The 16,001-nt window shown below is 39.9% G+C and carries 14 protein-coding genes and 2 pseudogenes; 12 read left to right on the forward strand and 4 right to left on the reverse strand.

Annotation, left to right across the window (positions count from 1 at the left end):
- The first annotated feature begins 670 nt into the window (after positions 1-670).
- From hepC to AC6IZ0_RS16020, 8 genes are all read left to right on the forward strand, one after another.
- A complete protein-coding gene (gene hepC / locus AC6IZ0_RS15985; protein ID WP_497723825.1) occupies positions 671-1,402 on the forward strand; it encodes a heterocyst development glycosyltransferase HepC in 732 nt (243 codons plus the stop codon).
- 158 nt (positions 1,403-1,560) lie between these two features.
- Positions 1,561-3,411: a heterocyst formation ABC transporter subunit HepA gene (hepA, locus tag AC6IZ0_RS15990; RefSeq protein WP_497723827.1), complete on the forward strand. Its 1,851-nt coding sequence runs from the start codon at positions 1,561-1,563 to the stop codon at positions 3,409-3,411.
- Positions 3,412-3,483: 72 nt separating this feature from the next.
- Positions 3,484-4,323 (forward strand): hypothetical protein, encoded by an 840-nt coding sequence (locus AC6IZ0_RS15995; RefSeq protein ID WP_497723828.1) that lies wholly within the window; start codon positions 3,484-3,486, stop codon positions 4,321-4,323.
- Positions 4,324-4,384: 61 nt separating this feature from the next.
- Positions 4,385-5,545: a glycosyltransferase family 4 protein gene (locus AC6IZ0_RS16000; protein WP_497723829.1), complete on the forward strand. Its 1,161-nt coding sequence runs from the start codon at positions 4,385-4,387 to the stop codon at positions 5,543-5,545.
- A gap of 8 nt (positions 5,546-5,553) precedes the next feature.
- Positions 5,554-6,555, forward strand: a complete 1,002-nt coding sequence (locus tag AC6IZ0_RS16005) for a glycosyltransferase family 2 protein (RefSeq protein WP_497723831.1) — start codon at positions 5,554-5,556, stop codon at positions 6,553-6,555.
- Between the two features lie 109 nt (positions 6,556-6,664).
- The gene (locus tag AC6IZ0_RS16010; protein ID WP_497723833.1) at positions 6,665-7,873 is read left to right on the forward strand and encodes a glycosyltransferase family 4 protein; all 1,209 of its coding nucleotides are present in this window, start codon (positions 6,665-6,667) and stop codon (positions 7,871-7,873) included.
- Positions 7,791-8,717, forward strand: a complete 927-nt coding sequence (locus AC6IZ0_RS16015) for a glycosyltransferase family 2 protein (protein ID WP_497723834.1) — start codon at positions 7,791-7,793, stop codon at positions 8,715-8,717. The genes AC6IZ0_RS16010 and AC6IZ0_RS16015 overlap by 83 nt, the downstream gene beginning before the upstream one ends.
- A 12-nt stretch (positions 8,718-8,729) precedes the next feature.
- Complete coding sequence (locus AC6IZ0_RS16020; protein WP_497723837.1) at positions 8,730-10,163, forward strand: O-antigen ligase family protein; 1,434 nt, start codon at positions 8,730-8,732, stop codon at positions 10,161-10,163.
- 6 nt (positions 10,164-10,169) lie between these two features.
- Here the strand turns inward: AC6IZ0_RS16020 and AC6IZ0_RS16025 are convergent, their stop codons facing one another.
- Positions 10,170-11,108 (reverse strand): methyltransferase domain-containing protein, encoded by a 939-nt coding sequence (locus AC6IZ0_RS16025; RefSeq protein ID WP_271731262.1) that lies wholly within the window; start codon positions 11,106-11,108, stop codon positions 10,170-10,172.
- A gap of 195 nt (positions 11,109-11,303) precedes the next feature.
- On the opposite strand from AC6IZ0_RS16025, the gene AC6IZ0_RS16030 reads away from it, so the two are divergent.
- The gene (locus tag AC6IZ0_RS16030) at positions 11,304-12,038 is read left to right on the forward strand and encodes a phosphoadenylyl-sulfate reductase (protein WP_271731261.1); all 735 of its coding nucleotides are present in this window, start codon (positions 11,304-11,306) and stop codon (positions 12,036-12,038) included.
- 89 nt (positions 12,039-12,127) lie between these two features.
- Here AC6IZ0_RS16030 and AC6IZ0_RS16035 read toward each other — a convergent pair whose 3' ends face one another.
- The gene (locus AC6IZ0_RS16035; RefSeq protein ID WP_271731279.1) at positions 12,128-12,445 is read right to left on the reverse strand and encodes a hypothetical protein; all 318 of its coding nucleotides are present in this window, start codon (positions 12,443-12,445) and stop codon (positions 12,128-12,130) included.
- A gap of 1,434 nt (positions 12,446-13,879) precedes the next feature.
- On the opposite strand from AC6IZ0_RS16035, the gene AC6IZ0_RS16040 reads away from it, so the two are divergent.
- Positions 13,880-14,245 carry a Mo-dependent nitrogenase C-terminal domain-containing protein gene (locus AC6IZ0_RS16040; protein WP_497723839.1) on the forward strand — a complete coding sequence of 122 codons (366 nt, stop codon included), beginning with the start codon at positions 13,880-13,882 and terminating at the stop codon, positions 14,243-14,245.
- A gap of 22 nt (positions 14,246-14,267) precedes the next feature.
- Positions 14,268-14,540: a cupin domain-containing protein gene (locus AC6IZ0_RS16045; RefSeq protein WP_497723840.1), complete on the forward strand. Its 273-nt coding sequence runs from the start codon at positions 14,268-14,270 to the stop codon at positions 14,538-14,540.
- Between the two features lie 249 nt (positions 14,541-14,789).
- Here AC6IZ0_RS16045 and AC6IZ0_RS16050 read toward each other — a convergent pair whose 3' ends face one another.
- Positions 14,790-14,981, reverse strand: coding sequence for a ribbon-helix-helix protein, CopG family (locus AC6IZ0_RS16050; RefSeq protein WP_271731466.1), 192 nt, complete (start codon positions 14,979-14,981; stop codon positions 14,790-14,792).
- Positions 14,982-15,040: 59 nt separating this feature from the next.
- Between AC6IZ0_RS16050 and AC6IZ0_RS16055 the strand changes: the two are divergent.
- Positions 15,041-15,238 (forward strand): annotated as a pseudogene (locus AC6IZ0_RS16055) (RNA-guided endonuclease TnpB family protein); the annotation flags it as partial.
- Positions 15,239-15,505: 267 nt separating this feature from the next.
- On the opposite strand, the pseudogene AC6IZ0_RS16060 reads toward AC6IZ0_RS16055, so the two are convergent.
- Positions 15,506-15,993: pseudogene (locus AC6IZ0_RS16060) on the reverse strand (transposase family protein); the annotation flags it as partial.
- Between the last annotated feature and the right edge of the window lie 8 nt (positions 15,994-16,001).

The following is a 16,001-nucleotide window of genomic DNA, read 5'->3' on the forward strand; positions in this document are numbered from 1 at the left end:
TGCTGGATTTTCTCAATAGACATATCCAGAATTTAAATATGCCCATCCTATAACCATTATAGAGATATTCCCTGGAAACTCTCTACATTCTTTCTCGGATATGACTAATATCAAATTTCCAGGATAATACTATTACTTCAAAATAACTATATTTATAGTAGCTTTATAATTAAGGATAAAAAGCAGTGGCTATTTAAAGACTAAATAAAGAATTTAACCCACCATATAGTCAGGTCTCAAAGGTCTTATATCCTAGACATTAAAGCCCCAACGCAACAACTAAAAGTCAAGGTTAAACTGGTTTTGTGAGATTCAGAAAAAAATAGGTAGTCGCAACTAATTGTAGATATGAATTTATGGCGCACTTAAGGGATGAGGGAATTTTATTGAAGCACTTTTCGATTATCCATGTTGATCAGATAATCCCCTTAATTTCCCTTTTGTGCCGTATGTTTACTGCTACTTATTTCCTAAGTATCCTTCTGGTTTTTACATTTTTACACCAGCATAATTGCCCAAAATATAGAGTTATCTGGAGTGCAACTTAAAAAGCATATTTCGGCACACAATTACCTATTTTTGGAGCAAAACAAAATTCGGTTTGAGTCTTTGGCATTCATAGCCTTCAATATTAACTCAGCGATTCACTATTGTATAGATCCAAAGACATATGACAATTTCATTAATTCCTCCTACCCTCGGCAATTCCTCTCATCCAGCCGAGCAACACCACAATCATCGCTTTTCATACTGTACACTCCAATGGCGGCGTGGTCAGTTGTTAGTTAAATCCCCCGGAAAAACTAAACACCTTTACTTACCTTCCTTGCATGATGAGCAATTATTAGTCAATTGCTTAAAACATTCTCCGGTAAATTTGGTCAGTATAGATCCCAGTGTTGGCAAGGATTATCTGACACTGTGGGTTGAAGCCTGCGAGGAAGCTGGTAAGCCCATATTTCTTCGCCTACCCTCTAACAATAAACAACTTAGCCGTTGGCAACAACTCATTGACTGGATTACCGCTTTGTTTTTGCTACTACTCATGAGTCCAGTTATGCTGGTATTATTTGTCATTTTACAGGTGGAGTCACCAGGGGCAATTTTCACCAGTGAGTGGCAGGTGGGAAAACGAGGTAAAATCTTTCGTGCCCTCAAGTTTTGTACAACCACAAAGGAGAATCTCACACCTTTAGGGCGTTGGATGCGTAAATACGATCTAGACCATCTACCCCAGTTGTGGAATGTGCTGCGCGGTGAAACGACTTTGATGGTATCTCCTAATTGTACTTTAGAAACTGCTCTAACTGTGGCGGGACAAGAGCAGATGAATCAATTATCAGACATGACCGATTCATGGCAACAATCTAGTCTCTTGCATTTAGATAACCCAACACTGTGATTTTCTGCTAAATGCATTTAGTCTCTCAGGTGCGTTATGGCGCTTTGTCTGACGCACCCTAGACAAAGATTAGCAATTTTTTGTCTTACTCAAATTAAAGGGTTGTTGAGCATCTCTATGACTGTTCCAATTGATCACATTATGTTTGTAAAAGAATCATGTATATTCAAGCTGCTCAAGTCTTAGGCGATCGCTTTAAAGCCAGTAAATTTTGGCAGAAAAATTCTTTAATATTGCGAGAATTTAACAAATTCCGCAAAGTTGCTATTCTCGCTTTACTATTTTCAGTGCTAGCTGCAACTTTTGAAGGTTTTAGTATCGGCTTTCTCTTATCATTTTTGCAAAATTTAACTACCCCTGATGCCGAACCAATTCAAACTGGAATTTCTTGGTTTGACACCTGGATTTTAGCGACTCAGACATCGGCAATTGAGAGACTATATCGTATTTCCTTACTAATTTTAGTCAGTACATGGATACGTGCTAGTTTCAATTACCTCGCACAAGTATACATAGAAATATCTCAATTACGTCTAGCCGACCGCTTGCGTAAACAAATTTTTGAACAGTTGCAAGCATTACCTTTAAGTTATTTTAATAACACCAAATCCGGCGAAATAATTAATACTATCACTACGGAGATTGAGAGAATAAAACAGTGGTTTAGTGGAGCAGCATTTTTGATAACTAGAGGGATAACCATTTGTGTCTATTTTGTCTCCATGTGTTTATTATCTTGGCAGCTGACAATTATTTCTTTTCTATTATTCACCTTAATAGGGGTTGGATTATCAACACTCAATTCCCGTGCTAGGGAAACTAGTTTTAGTACCTCAATTGCTAATGGGAAATTTACCTCTATAGCTATTGAATTTATTAACGCAATTCGCACTGTTCAGGCATTTTCAACTCAAGAATTTGAGCGCCATCGTTTTTATCAAGCTAGCAATCAAGTAGTTAGCACCGCCACCAAAGTTGTATTAACCTGGGCGCTGGTTAGACCACTAGCTGAAGCTTTAGCTAGTACGATTCTGATTGGCATGATTGTTTTTGCCTTTACTGCTTTTGTTGCCAATGGAACCCTACAGGTAGCTTCTTTGCTGACATTTTTCTTTGTTCTCTTTCGCGTTGTGCCAATTGTCCAAGATATTAATGGCACTAGAGCCCATTTAAGCACACTCGAAGGAGCAGCAGATAATATTAAGGAGTTAATTAGAACTGACAATAAAACCTATTTACAAAATGGTTATCTCTCATTTAATGGGCTAGAGTATTCAATTGATGTAGTCTCAGCGGATTTTGGCTATGATGCTAATACATCAGTGCTCAAGAATATTACCCTAAGTATTGAAAAAGGTAAAACTACGGCGTTAGTTGGTGGTACTGGTGCTGGTAAAAGTACATTGATTGATTTAATTCCCCGATTTTATGATCCAACAGCCGGAAATATCATGATTGATGGCGTGGATATCCGCAAATTTGACATTAAATCTTTACGACAGAAAATCGCTGTTGTCAGTCAGGATACCTTTATTTTCAATACTTCTGTGGCGAATAATATTGCTTACGGTACAGAAGGGGCGACTGAAGCTGCAATTCGCAAAGTTGCTCAACTAGCCAATGCACTCGAATTTATTGAAGAAATGCCTGAAGGGTTAAATACTCAACTGGGCGATCGCGGAGTGCGATTATCTGGAGGACAACGCCAGCGAATTGCCATCGCCCGGGCTTTGCTGCAAGACCCAGAAATTCTGATTTTGGACGAAGCCACCAGCGCTCTTGATTCCATGACTGAACGCTTGATTCAAGAATCTCTCGAAAAGCTATCTGTAGGTAAAACAGTGATTGCGATCGCTCATCGTCTCTCAACTATCGCCCAAGCAGACAAAGTCGTGGTATTAGAACAAGGACGCATTGTCGAGCAAGGTAATTACCAGGAATTATTAGAACTTAAAGGCAAGTTATGGGAATATCACAGGACCCAATATCAAATGGGTAACCCTGGATAAATTTATCCTGATTTATCGCTGGTAGATTGCAGAATAAATTGATATATTCTTGATTTTTAGGAGATATAAAAAATGGTAAATATTGGCTATCATGCGGCTAGATTGCAAGGAAAAATTAACCGTAATTTATATCAATCTAAGATAGCTAAAACCGTTAAACGTGACATCAAAATAACTCAACAAGTTCCGTTGAGTGTATATGCATTATCTTGTGAACGAGACTTACCCGAACAAGTGGCAAGTATTCGCTCATTTATCACTCATGTTGGTATCCCTCATAAATTTACCGTGGTTTCTGATGGTAGCTATACTGATTTGAGTTGTCAGTTATTGCGCCGGATTCATCCCTGTGTTGAAGTCATACCCATCAACGAATTTATTAAACCAGATTTACCGCAATGTGTATGTGATTATGCCCAAATCCATCCTATGGGTAAAAAATTATCAGCATTGATGTCAATTCCCATTCATGGTACCACTATCTATACAGACTCAGATATTTTATTCTTCCCAGGGGGAAGTGATTTAGTAGAGTTGGCTAATTCAGATAGTCCAGTCTGCCATTATTTACCAGATTGTGCAAATTCACTAGATGGGAGAATCCTTTATGAAGAAACAGAAAAATTAAATCCTATCAATGCGGGATTTATTTTATTTAAGCATGAGTTAGATTGGAGTTCTGCCATCAAACGTTTAGCAAATTTATCAGGAACACCAAGCTATTTTACAGAACAAACCATTGTCCATTTAACAATTCATAATCATGATAGCGTTCCTCTATCCTCAGAAAAGTATGTAATGAATGTCATGGATCAATTTATATATAGAGATAAATTGGCGAGTAAAACAATTGCTCTACGGCATTATGTCAGTGATGTGAGACATAAGTTTTGGATGAATGTAGCAATATAAATTTTCATCCTAACTTGTGTTAGAGAAAAATGATGATTATAACTAAACAATTTGAGTCAATATGAGTTACACATTAGTTGATAAGAAAATGATCTATCACTGCTCCCGTACTAATATCAGTGGGGGTGGGGGTATTGAAACTTATTTAGCTTCTTTGATAAATTCTCCCATGACTGGGGTCAGCGATCGCACAATTTATTCTTTAAAGAATTTCGATCAGCAGCAAGCCCAATTACTGCACATTCACGACCCAGATATGCTGCTGGATTTGCGGGAAGAATGTCCAGCCATATTGACTTTACATAATCACTCTAGCTATTGTCCTAGTGGCACAAAATATTTAGCCAATCGCGCCAAAGTGTGCGATCGCCCCATAAATCCTCTGGGGTGTGCTTGGGGACATTTGATAGACGGTTGTGGTAGTCGCCGGCCGCAAAAGCTGATACACAATTGGTTTAACACTTACCATCCACTAGAAAGACTCAAAAAACTGCAAATTCCTGTAATTGCTAACAGTGATTATGTACGTCAGCAAATCATTAGTAATGGTATCCCACCGCAAAGAGTGGTGACACTGCGGTGTGGTGTCAAACCACCTACACAACCCACAGCACCTTTAAATTTAGCCACTCATCAAAATCAGCGGATTTTGTTTGCTGGTCGCATTGTTCCCGATAAAGGCGTGGAATGGTTGATTAAAGCTTTGGCGCAAACTAACGAAGGTATCCATCTTGATATTGCTGGCGATGGTTGGAGTAAGCCAACCATGGAAAAACTAGCCAGTCAAATGGGCTTAAGCGATCGCATTACTTGGCATGGTTGGTGTAATAGTAAGCAATTAGAGTTACTTTATCAACAGTGCTTTGCCGTAGTCTTTCCTAGTCTTTGGCCTGAACCCGCTGGTCTAGTAACCCTGGAAGCCTATAGTCACTATCGACCTATCATTGCTAGTGCTGTAGGCGGTATTCCCGAACATATACGAGATGGGGAAACAGGAATTTTAGTTCCAGCTAATAATATCAAACAATTAGCTCATGCTATCAACGAACTAGCCACTAATTATCCCAAAAGCCGACTCATGGGTGAGAGGGGTCAAGCTTGGTACCAGACAGAATTTACTATTGATATCCACCTGCAAAGGTTAGCAGAAATTTATGGGCAAACCATCGCCCAATTTGAGGACAGAACCACTAACAATAAAGTTTTAAAATCATCTCAATAGTCGAAATTATGTCACTAAATACTGAATTCAACCCTACAGATAGCCCGTTGGTGAGTGTAGTCATTCCCACTTATAATCGACCAGAGTACCTCAAGCAGGCGATCGCCAGTGCTGTTAACCAAACTTATAGAAACATTGAAATTATTGTTTCTGATAACTGCAGTCCAGAAAGTCCCCAAGCCATGGTGGAATCTTTTGCAGATCCACGCATTCGCTTTTGGCGACATTCAGAAAATGTGGGAATGCTGGGAAATCAGATACATGGTTTCAAAATGGCGCGTGGTAAATATGTCGCTACTCTCCACGATGATGATATGTGGAAGGAGGACTTTTTAGCAAAGCTTGTACCACCCTTAGAAGCAAATTCTGATTTAATCATCGCCTTTTGTGACCAATATATTATCGATAGGTATGGCAAGATTCAATATGATAGAACTGAATTGAATACACGCAGTTATAAGCGAGATCAACTCGCCACTGGAACTCATCAACCATTCTATAAAATTGGGTTAATAGATAAAAGCATACCCACAGCAGCAGCTTGTTTAATTCGCAATCATGTGATTGATTGGGAGATTATTCCCTCAGAAATTGGGGGGATGTGGGATTTATATTTAACCTACCTCTGCTGTATATCGGGTTCTAGTGCTTACTATCATCCAGAAAGACTAACACTATATCGAGACCATCACGAAACTGAAACTCAACTCAGTGGTAATCGTGATACACAGGCAAAAATTCGCAAGGCCAAAAGCGAGATTTTCTGTTACCAAATCTTTATACAAGATAGTCGTATAAAGGAATTTAAATCTTACTTTCAAGGAAAACTGTTAGAATCCCATACCACATTGGGAATTGGTTTACTACGAAATAAACAGACAAAAACAGCACGTTATCACCTTTGGCGATCGCTCAAACAGCAGAAATTTAATTTCCGCACGATTGCAGCTTTAACTCTGAGTTTTACACCCAAATTTCTCACCAATCAGTTACTCAGAACAGCAAGATAAATTGACAACTACCTGAATCAGAAGAGCTATGGCAACAGCTAATTTTTTAATGATTAATTACCAGTTCCGACAAAAATAGTATTACATATCAAATCCTGAAAGGTAATAAATGAAAATTTGTATCGTTACCCATAGCCTACAAAAAGGCGATGGTCAGGGTAGAGTTAATTATGAAGTAGCCCAAGAAGCAATTCGTCGCGGTTATCAATTAACATTATTAGCTAGTCAAGTAGACTTAGAATTACAGCAAAGTCACCTAATTAAGTGGGTTGATATTCCTGTAAAAGGCTATCCTACAGAATTTCTCCGTAACATTATTTTTGCCACTAAAAGCACAATATGGTTAAAACAACATCGCCAAGAAGTGGACATAGTAAAAGTTAATGGGGCAATTACTAATCCCCCAGGAGATGTCAACGCAGTACATTTTGTCCATAATTCTTGGGGGAAATTTACCTCTAATAAAACTCAAAAAAAACCAGGAAATTTCCTATATAACTCCTACCAGTGGCTATACACAACTTTAAATGCACATTGGGAAAAACCAGCTTTTCTTAAAGCTCAAGTAGTAGTAGCCGTTTCTGATCAAGTCGCTCAGGACTTACAAGCAATAGGTGTACCCCCAGAGTCTATCAAAGTAATTTTAAACGGCGTTGATTTACAAGAGTTTTCCCCAGGAGTCAGCGATCGCCAAAAATGGCAACTACCCGAAAATGTACCCTTAGCATTGTTTGCTGGCGATATCAGACTGACGCGCAAGAACTTAGATACAGTCTTACAAGCCTTAGTCCAAGTTCCTGACTTACATCTAGTCGTAGCGGGAAATACTGAAGGAAGCCCCTATCTTCAGTTAGCAGCATCATTAGGACTTTGTCAGCGCGTACATTTTTTGGGACAGCGGTCTGATGTACCAGAACTGATGAAAGCTGTGGATTTCTTGGTTTTCCCCTCACGTTATGAACCCTTTGGGTTAGTGGTTATTGAAGCCATGGCTTCTGGGTTACCTGTAATTACCGCCAGTTCCACCGGTGCGGTTGCTTTAGTAACACCAGAATCGGGAATAGTGTTGTCAAACTCAGACGATGTAAAAGCTTTAAGACAAGCATTACAGTTACTCAGTAGCGATCGCTCATTATGCCAACAAATGGGAAAAGCCGCGCGTTTAGTTGCAGAACAACACAGTTGGAGCAGTATGGCACAAACCTATTTAGATTTATTTGAGGAGTTAATGAATCATGAGGAATACGGTTCTCGTCCCCACCTATCGCCGTCCTCTAGATCTATCACGTTGCCTTTTGGCGCTGCAAGTACAAACTAAACCAGTTGATCAAGTAGTTGTCGTGGTTCGGGATACAGATACCCAGACTTGGCAATTCCTCGGCGGATTTTACGCCGAAAGGTTACCATTACATATTGTACCTGTGACGGAGCCGGGAGTAGTAGCCGCACTCAACGCCGGATTGAACGTGGTAATAGGAGATATTGTTTCTATTACTGATGATGACGCAGCACCTCATTCTGATTGGTTGGAAAGAATCAACGCTCACTTTATCACTGATCCTGCTATTGGCGGTGTCGGTGGTCGGGATTGGGTACACTACGGTGACAAAATTGAAGACGGTCAACAGCCCATAGTTGGTAAGTTGCAGTGGTTCGGCCGGGTAATTGGTAACCACCATTTAGGAGTAGGATCACCCCGGGAAGTTGATGTTCTCAAAGGGGTGAATATGAGTTTTCGTACCCAAGCAATTGGTCAATTAAAATTCGATCAACGAATGCGTGGTACAGGAGCGCAGGTACACTTTGAAATGGCCTTTACTCTGAGTTTAAAGCGGGCTGGTTGGAAAATAATTTATGATCCCCAAGTGGCGGTAGATCACTATCCAGCCCAACGTTTTGATGAAGACCAACGCCACAACTTTAATGAAATTGCTTTGATTAACCTAGTTCATAATGAAACTTTAGTCTTACTAGAACATCTGCCGCGATCGCGTCATTTTGTGTTTTGGCTGTGGGCATTATTAGTAGGGACAAGAGATAGTTTAGGTTTAATCCAATGGCTGCGACTTTTACCTAGTCAAGGTAAAATTGCCGGACAAAAGTTATTGCTGTCCTGGCGGGGACGTTGGTTAGCACATCGACAATTCGTAATTGGTCATTAGTTATTGGCGATAATGATTTCTAAACAAATACATTTCAATAGTTTTTCAGAATCACACTTTTTTCCCCAAGAGCGATCGCTACAAGGTTGGCTAGCTATTTCCGGCTTTTTGCTACTGACTGTAGTTTCCTATTTTGCCGGTGCTGCTGCTTTATTGCGCTTAGTTTACCCCGTGACCGCTTTAGCAGTAGCCATATTTTTATACTTACGTCATCCCATTCTCTATATCGGTTTTACTTGGTGGATATGGTTTCTTACACCCTTAGCCGCCCGTTTAGTTGACTATCGAATTGGCTGGGACCCCACCCGTCAGATGCTCATAGCCCCTTACTTAGTAGTATTTGTGACTATAGCGACTTTTTTACGCCACTCTCCCCGGGCTTCCACTCAGGGAGCCATGCCATTTATTTTAGCTTCTATCGCGGTCTTCTATGGTTTTTTAATCGGTTTGGTTCATAATTCACCCCTACCTGTAGCCAGGGGTCTTTTAGATTGGCTAAGTCCCATTCTCTTTGCCTTTCACTTGTTTATCAACTGGCGAGACTATCCCAGCTACCGCCAGAATATTCAACGTATATTCATCTGGGCTGTATTGCTATTAAGTATTTATGCTATCTATCAATTTGTAGTCGCACCGGAATGGGATAGATACTGGCTGATAGAATCGAAAATGTATACAAGTGCAGGAAATCCTAAACCTTTTGGTATGAGGGTATGGAGCACTTTACACTCACCTGGACCGTTTGCTTCTCTTATGCAAACAGGACTACTGTTATTATTCACCAGTTCGGGAAGCTTAATTTTACCGGCCTCAGCCCTTGGTTATTTGTCATTTTTACTGACACAAGTACGTACTAGTTGGTTGGGTTGGTTGTTGGGAATCGTGATGATTTTTGGTTCCGTCAAGGCGCATCTTCAAATGCGCTTAATGGCCATGATTTTAATCATCATCATGTCCGTTATACCCTTGACTAATATTGAGCCGATTTCTGATGTAGTGACAAATCGGTTAGAAACATTTTCTCAGTTAGAAAAAGATACTAGCTTTAATGAGAGATCAGAAAGCTATGAGAGAAATTTAAACTTAGCTCTTTCTAATGTTTTAGGTAACGGATTAGGAAATATCTGGACCCTGAATGAAAAGACTGGTGAATTGGAAGTCTTTGTCCTTGACAGTGGTATTCTAGATATGTTTTTTACCCTGGGTTGGGTGGGTGCAATACCTTATCTGGCCGGGTTTATGTTGATAATTTTCAGCGTGTTTCAGTATGCTGAAGCTCGGTTTGATACTTTTGTCAGTACCGCCCGCGCGATTAGTATGACTTTTTGTGTGCAGCTAGTTGGCTATAGTACCATGATCGGTCTTTCTGGTATGATTATGTGGGGATTTCTAGCTATGGCCATGGCAGCCCATAAGTACTATCAGCATCAAAATACTCAGTTTTGAGTGAGATTATTTCCGCACAGCGCGGAACATCCCAAAGCGGCACAGACCTGTACCAAATGCCAGTCGCATCAGTAGCAGTGTAGGAACTTCTCGCACAGATTTAATCAAACCAGGTATCCCAAAACGCACTAATCCCTGCGGACGGGCTATTCCTTGCCAAATAGAATCTAACCAAGAAGGAAGTGTTGCTTGTGTCCAGTCTGCTGTCTTCACCTCTCCTTGAACTAATTCCGTCTCTGATAACAGTTCACTAAAACCTTCAATGCTGGCAAAAGCAGGATGAGACCACTGATCTAGTAATTGTTTCATTACGGGTTTTTCCCAAAAATTCAGAGGTTTTTGGCGTTCGTCCCTCTGATTCCAGTCAGCCACAACCAGCACTCCACCCGGCTTGAGCACCCGCATTAATTCTTTGGCAAAAACGGCTTTATCTGGCATATGCGGACCGGCTTCAATAGACCAAACTACATCAAAACTGGCATCAGAGAAGGAAAGCGCCATAGCATCATCTACCTGAAATTTCACATCCAGTCCATTGTCCGTTAACTCCTGGGCACGTTGGACTTGTTGAGGACTGATGGTAATCCCTGTTACCGCAAATCCATAATCTTTTGCTAGAATACGACTACTACCCCCGATGCCACAGCCAACATCTAAAACAGTTGTACCGGCGGGTAATTTATCTAAACCAGCCCAATGCACCATTTCATGCACAAAGTCAGATTTAGCCACCAGAAAATCTTTTCTTTGTGGTGGTGATCCATAATGACCTAAGTGGATGTGTTCGCCCCAGTAAAATTCTAAAATCCCATCTTCTGTCCATTGGTCGTAAGAATTGGCTACGGAGTTAGATGATTGGTAACGACGAGGGGTGAGTAAATATAATAAAATCCCTATCGCTAATACTGCGGTGAGTAGTCCCAGGGCAAAAAACAACCAACTCATGGAAATCAGTCCTTAATATTTCTTTACAATTCTATCCTATTTTTGGCATGGCTTCAGCGAAGGTAACTATGGCAAGATCCCATCTTGATGTCGCTTTGATACCCTATTTAAAACTCCACTATTCTCCAGGTTGAATGGTAGAACAGCATCTTAACTTGGTAAAATTCAGTTTGCCGAAGCAAAGAACACAAAAATATGGTAGCTACCCCAACTAATTTAGATATTCCTGCCTTAGAAGCAGAATATAGTCAAAGGACACCCAGGGAAATTCTTAAATTTGCCTTAGAAACTTTTAACAATATCTCCATTTCTTTTAGTGGTGCTGAGGATGTTCTCCTCATTGATATTGCATCAAAAGTTACTAAAAATTTCCGTGTTTTTACTCTCGATACCGGACGATTGCACCCCGAAACATACCAGTTATTGAATCAGGTCAGAGAACATTATGGTATTAAATTAGAAGTCCAATTTCCTGATGCTGGGGAAGTGCAAGCTTTAGTAGAAGAGAAGGGATTGTTTAGTTTCTATCAAGATGGTCATAAAGAATGCTGCGGGGTTCGCAAGGTCAGACCCCTACGCCGGAAACTCAATACTCTGGATGCTTGGATTACAGGTCAACGCAAAGACCAAAGCCCTAGTACCCGCAACCATATCCCGGTGATTGAAGTTGATACTGCTTTTTCGACTCCAGACCATCAGTTAATTAAGTTTAACCCCTTAGCCAACTGGTCTTCTGCACAGGTGTGGGAATATATCCGCGCTTTAGATGTACCTTACAATAAGTTGCATGAACGCGGTTTCGTCAGCATTGGCTGTGAACCCTGCACTAGACCTGTGTTACCTAACCAGCATGAACGTGAAGGGCGTTGGTGGTGGGAAGAATCCACTGCTAAGGAATGCGGTTTGCATCTTGGTAACTTGCAAAAGTAGTTTAAACTGATGAGCGATGCCTCCGCCGGGCGCGGAGCGCCATCGCTCTTGTTGACGATTTTTGTGGTACTGAGTTTAAATCGCAGAAATCAGCTAGTTGCTTCCACTGGTTTTTGCTGAGAAATATTCCCCGGTATTGGTTCGGTTTTCGTTCCTGGAGATACAGCAGTGACTTCAATATGGTTGAATAACGTGGTGACAAATGCAAATAGCAAGAATGGTAGGGACAACAAAACTATGAGACCTACAGTTGCTAAAGCATATACAGGACGTTTAGCACCCATTAAAGCTAAAGCCGAAGCCAAACTGACAGTGATTGTAATTAGCCAAACAATTATTTGACCGTAGATATCACCAAAGGTCAGGGTACAGACAAAACGGTATTTTTGAAAATTACTCTTGTCCATCATGTTTTATATTTATTCCACTTCTGCTATATAAAACCTAGACAAAGCTAGACTTTACTTTCTACTTCAACGGGAGCATGGGAGCGGTTATCCCTTAGTAGACTTGCACGCCTTAGCCAGACGCGATATTTCTCTTAAGATTTACAAGAAAGACTACCGCTATCATTGCTTGGTTTTCGCGTTGGCAATAGTCTTAATTCAATACTTAATATCGTATTATATATCAAGTGGGCGATTTTATTAACTCACTTATGTCAATGCTTGTAAGCATAAGTATAGTTTTGTCTATAAAATAGCCAGCTTAGGACTAGCTCTCCTATAGGTTCTACGTTAAAGCCATGTTTGGCTTGCAGTCAATTTCTCAATATTTTGGCAAATTTTGTAATATCACTTAACAATAGTTATTTTAGTTACGAGGTCTCACGTACTTAGAGGATGTTTGATAAGTTTTCAACAGGTAATTTTTATCTTAGGGAACAGGGAACACCGGAACAGGGAATGGGGAATGAGGAATGGGGAATGGGGAATGGGGAACCGAAACAATCAAATCCAATCCCCTCCCCTTACAAGGACAAGACAAGGTGGACAAGGTGGACAAGGTGACCACCGGAGAAAAACAGTACAAAGTCTGTATTCTTAGTAAGAAAAATAGCCCCTTAAAAGACCATTGTCCGTATAAAATCTTCTTTGTCCACTTTCCTTCCTTGTCTTCGGTGGTCTTGCCTTCACAGATCATATTAAAAACCTACCCTTGTAAGGAAGGGGGTGGGGTGAAACAATAGTTGATACACTAATCATGACTTGACAAACATCCTCTTAGGCCTAGGAACCTCCCCCGCTGGAAGAAATCAATAACTCATCAGAGTCCTTGTGAGGTGAGAATACTTCTAGCTATGGTCAGTCCCAACAGCACAATAGATTAGTTTGTACTTATCAAAGGATATGGCGGGGGATATTAAATAATAACCGAGGGTAGTTTCGTAGTAAAAACGACAATTTTTATGATATCCGGGGACTAAAATAAATTAAAGTCAAGGAATAACTACAAATCCAGCCTAGCTGGAACCAAGGTTACACCCTGCTTGTAACTGCCAAAGTAGAATTACAACTACTGAGCAGTTTCTCACACATAAATTTAAATTTAATCTGGGGGATCACTATTTTGAAGAGCAAGAACTAATAAGTATAAGTTAAGGGAATACCATTTTTATATTTTCTTTGTTATTTTGTATTTAACGGGACAGTTATTCATTATCCAGTGAGCTAAATATAAAGTGAGTGAACTATTTACCAGGAAAGTCTATGCAAATTACTCACTTTGTGATTGTCCCCGTTTGATTTATCAACACAAGACAAATCCCAGATATAGATGGCATGGTAAAATTCCCAATCGGCAAATAGTTTATCAATACAAGGAACACCTTGGTCAGAACTATGGTTAAGACAAATAATCAGCATATTATCCTACCTGCTTTTATCAAAGCTGTGGAAGTGGAAGCAAGTGACAATGTAGGTAGCCACAATAAACTTAATCGACGCAAATTCTACTTACTGCAACCATTACGTAAAAGGCTAGACAACATTGAAATTAAAAATCGCGACTTTGCTCACTTTATTGCTAAAATGATTCCTGCTCAGTGTCCTTTCGAGCGCGACGTTATCCTATTTGGGCGCAAAATAGCCCACATCCCCCCTCTGTGTAAGCTTAATCCACTGTATGATGAATTTGTGGGCTTGCGCTTTCGCGCTTTGTGTTATTTAGTAGATGAGTGTGGAGAGGACATTCAATCCTACTGCTAAATCCTAACCGAGAAAACATGGTATGGAAATTAAAATTGAGCATCAACCAAGTCAAGTACGCCTCAACCAGTTGGGTGTTTTGCAGTGGGCAATTTGGCAGAAAGAAATATCCAAATTTCCCTGGACTTATGATACTCAAGAAACTTGTTATTTTTTGTTAGGTGATGTCGTTGTTACGCCCCATGGTGGACAACCAGTGAAAATAGGAAAGGGTGATTTAGTGACTTTTCCGGCTGGTATGTCTTGTATATGGGAAATCACCAGCGACGTGAAAAAACATTACTGCTTTGATTAGTTAAGAGTCAAGAATCATGAACTAATTTTCTGGTCTTTTGGTTTCTTTTCTTCTCCAGAATGCAAACATCTCCACAGTGACTAGGAATTAAATAGAAGGATAGGAGACATAGTGCTGCTGTGTCTCCTATAATTTTTATAACCAAAATGCCGAAAACTCTTGATAAACAGGGGTATCACGCCGTATTCCGTACTTTAGCAAGGTATGTTCGCGCAGCGTCTCCCCTTGGGAGAAGGCTATTTAATGCGTTTACGCCTCAGTCAGGACATATTTTCTAATTAAGCACTCTACATACTCACTAGCACTAACGCCTTCCCTTGCAGCTAATTCTTGCACAGAATGCCAAGCTGTATCAGTCAGCATAATACCCCGATGTTTTTTGACTTCATCGTAAAAAACAGGGGTATTTCTAACTCTTTTTTTACCTTTACCTGTTGACATATTAAGAACATCTACATATACTAATTACAGTATATGTAATATCAAGGAGGTGAGTCAAGTTGCTAGTTCTAGAGTACAAAGTCAAAGCTAAAAAGCTTCCATGCATGGCTATTGAGGAAGCTATTAAAACTACTCAGTTCATCAGAAATAAATGTCTGAGATACTGGATGGATGCAGCCAAAGAAGCAAAAATTAACAAGTTTGCTATGAATAAATATTCAACAGAACTACCCAACGAGTTTACATTTGTTGCTGAACGGGCGACAAAATAAGCTACAAGACAGACTCTATAAGCCTCATAGCTCTTACACCTTGTTGATAATGCTAGGGTTTATTGCGATTTAATTTCATTAATGTGGTGATTAAATCCATACAAGCATCCTTGAAATTGACCCAAGTTTGACCATATAAGCCGATATACAGCAGATTTCATCTAAGTGAGGTACAGTAGGGCCTGCAGGATGCCCTCCCCACAATAGTTTTACAATTAATATCTGTATTTTATCTAGGTAGAAACTGCTGTGAAAACTACTATGTCTCCGTTCCGTTCTACCATGTTCTTTGAGCCGACTAATATATTTCTGTATTCCTTTACCTTTGATTTGTTGACCCTGAATTGTGGACAGGAGTAAGCGATAGCGAAGCGCTGCTGCAAGCAGATCGCTATCAAGCAAACTAGAGAAATAAATTGTTCACCAGTTAGATTAGTATCCTCTAAATTATAGCCTCCTTTTTTAAAATCTCTAACCATTTCTTCAATATCAAATCTTTGTTTATAGGCATAAATAGCCAATTATAACGCATCAAGATTCATTAAGATAAACCATCATTCTTTCGGTGCTACTCCGTTGATTTTACTTGTCCATTTACAAGCAATGTTAAAGCTTATAAAACCGTGAGTCTTTGTGACCTTCACACCTTTAAGAAAAAATGATCAACCTGGTGCTAATTCCAGACTATTTAAGTCCAGAAAAATATATTTTTAAACCTCTACAAATTCGTTATTTTTTATTTAATCGC

This window comes from Anabaenopsis sp. NIES-4685 (assembly GCF_059725405.1).

Excerpts from the sequence above, each read along its gene's own strand:
- AC6IZ0_RS16000 (WP_497723829.1), top strand. The coding sequence starts at position 4,385 with ATGAGTTACACATTAGTTGATAAGAAAATGATCTATCACTGCTCCCGT.
- AC6IZ0_RS16005 (WP_497723831.1), top strand. The coding sequence starts at position 5,554 with ATGTCACTAAATACTGAATTCAACCCTACAGATAGCCCGTTGGTGAGT.
- AC6IZ0_RS15995 (WP_497723828.1), top strand. The coding sequence starts at position 3,484 with ATGGTAAATATTGGCTATCATGCGGCTAGATTGCAAGGAAAAATTAAC.
- AC6IZ0_RS16045 (WP_497723840.1), top strand. The coding sequence starts at position 14,268 with ATGGAAATTAAAATTGAGCATCAACCAAGTCAAGTACGCCTCAACCAG.
- AC6IZ0_RS16010 (WP_497723833.1), top strand. The coding sequence starts at position 6,665 with ATGAAAATTTGTATCGTTACCCATAGCCTACAAAAAGGCGATGGTCAG.
- AC6IZ0_RS16020 (WP_497723837.1), top strand. The coding sequence starts at position 8,730 with ATGATTTCTAAACAAATACATTTCAATAGTTTTTCAGAATCACACTTT.
- AC6IZ0_RS16035 (WP_271731279.1), bottom strand. The coding sequence starts at position 12,445 with ATGGACAAGAGTAATTTTCAAAAATACCGTTTTGTCTGTACCCTGACC.
- AC6IZ0_RS16030 (WP_271731261.1), top strand. The coding sequence starts at position 11,304 with ATGGTAGCTACCCCAACTAATTTAGATATTCCTGCCTTAGAAGCAGAA.
- AC6IZ0_RS16025 (WP_271731262.1), bottom strand. The coding sequence starts at position 11,108 with ATGAGTTGGTTGTTTTTTGCCCTGGGACTACTCACCGCAGTATTAGCG.
- hepA (WP_497723827.1), top strand. The coding sequence starts at position 1,561 with ATGTATATTCAAGCTGCTCAAGTCTTAGGCGATCGCTTTAAAGCCAGT.
- AC6IZ0_RS16050 (WP_271731466.1), bottom strand. The coding sequence starts at position 14,981 with ATGTCAACAGGTAAAGGTAAAAAAAGAGTTAGAAATACCCCTGTTTTT.
- AC6IZ0_RS16040 (WP_497723839.1), top strand. The coding sequence starts at position 13,880 with ATGGTTAAGACAAATAATCAGCATATTATCCTACCTGCTTTTATCAAA.
- AC6IZ0_RS16015 (WP_497723834.1), top strand. The coding sequence starts at position 7,791 with ATGAGGAATACGGTTCTCGTCCCCACCTATCGCCGTCCTCTAGATCTA.
- hepC (WP_497723825.1), top strand. The coding sequence starts at position 671 with ATGACAATTTCATTAATTCCTCCTACCCTCGGCAATTCCTCTCATCCA.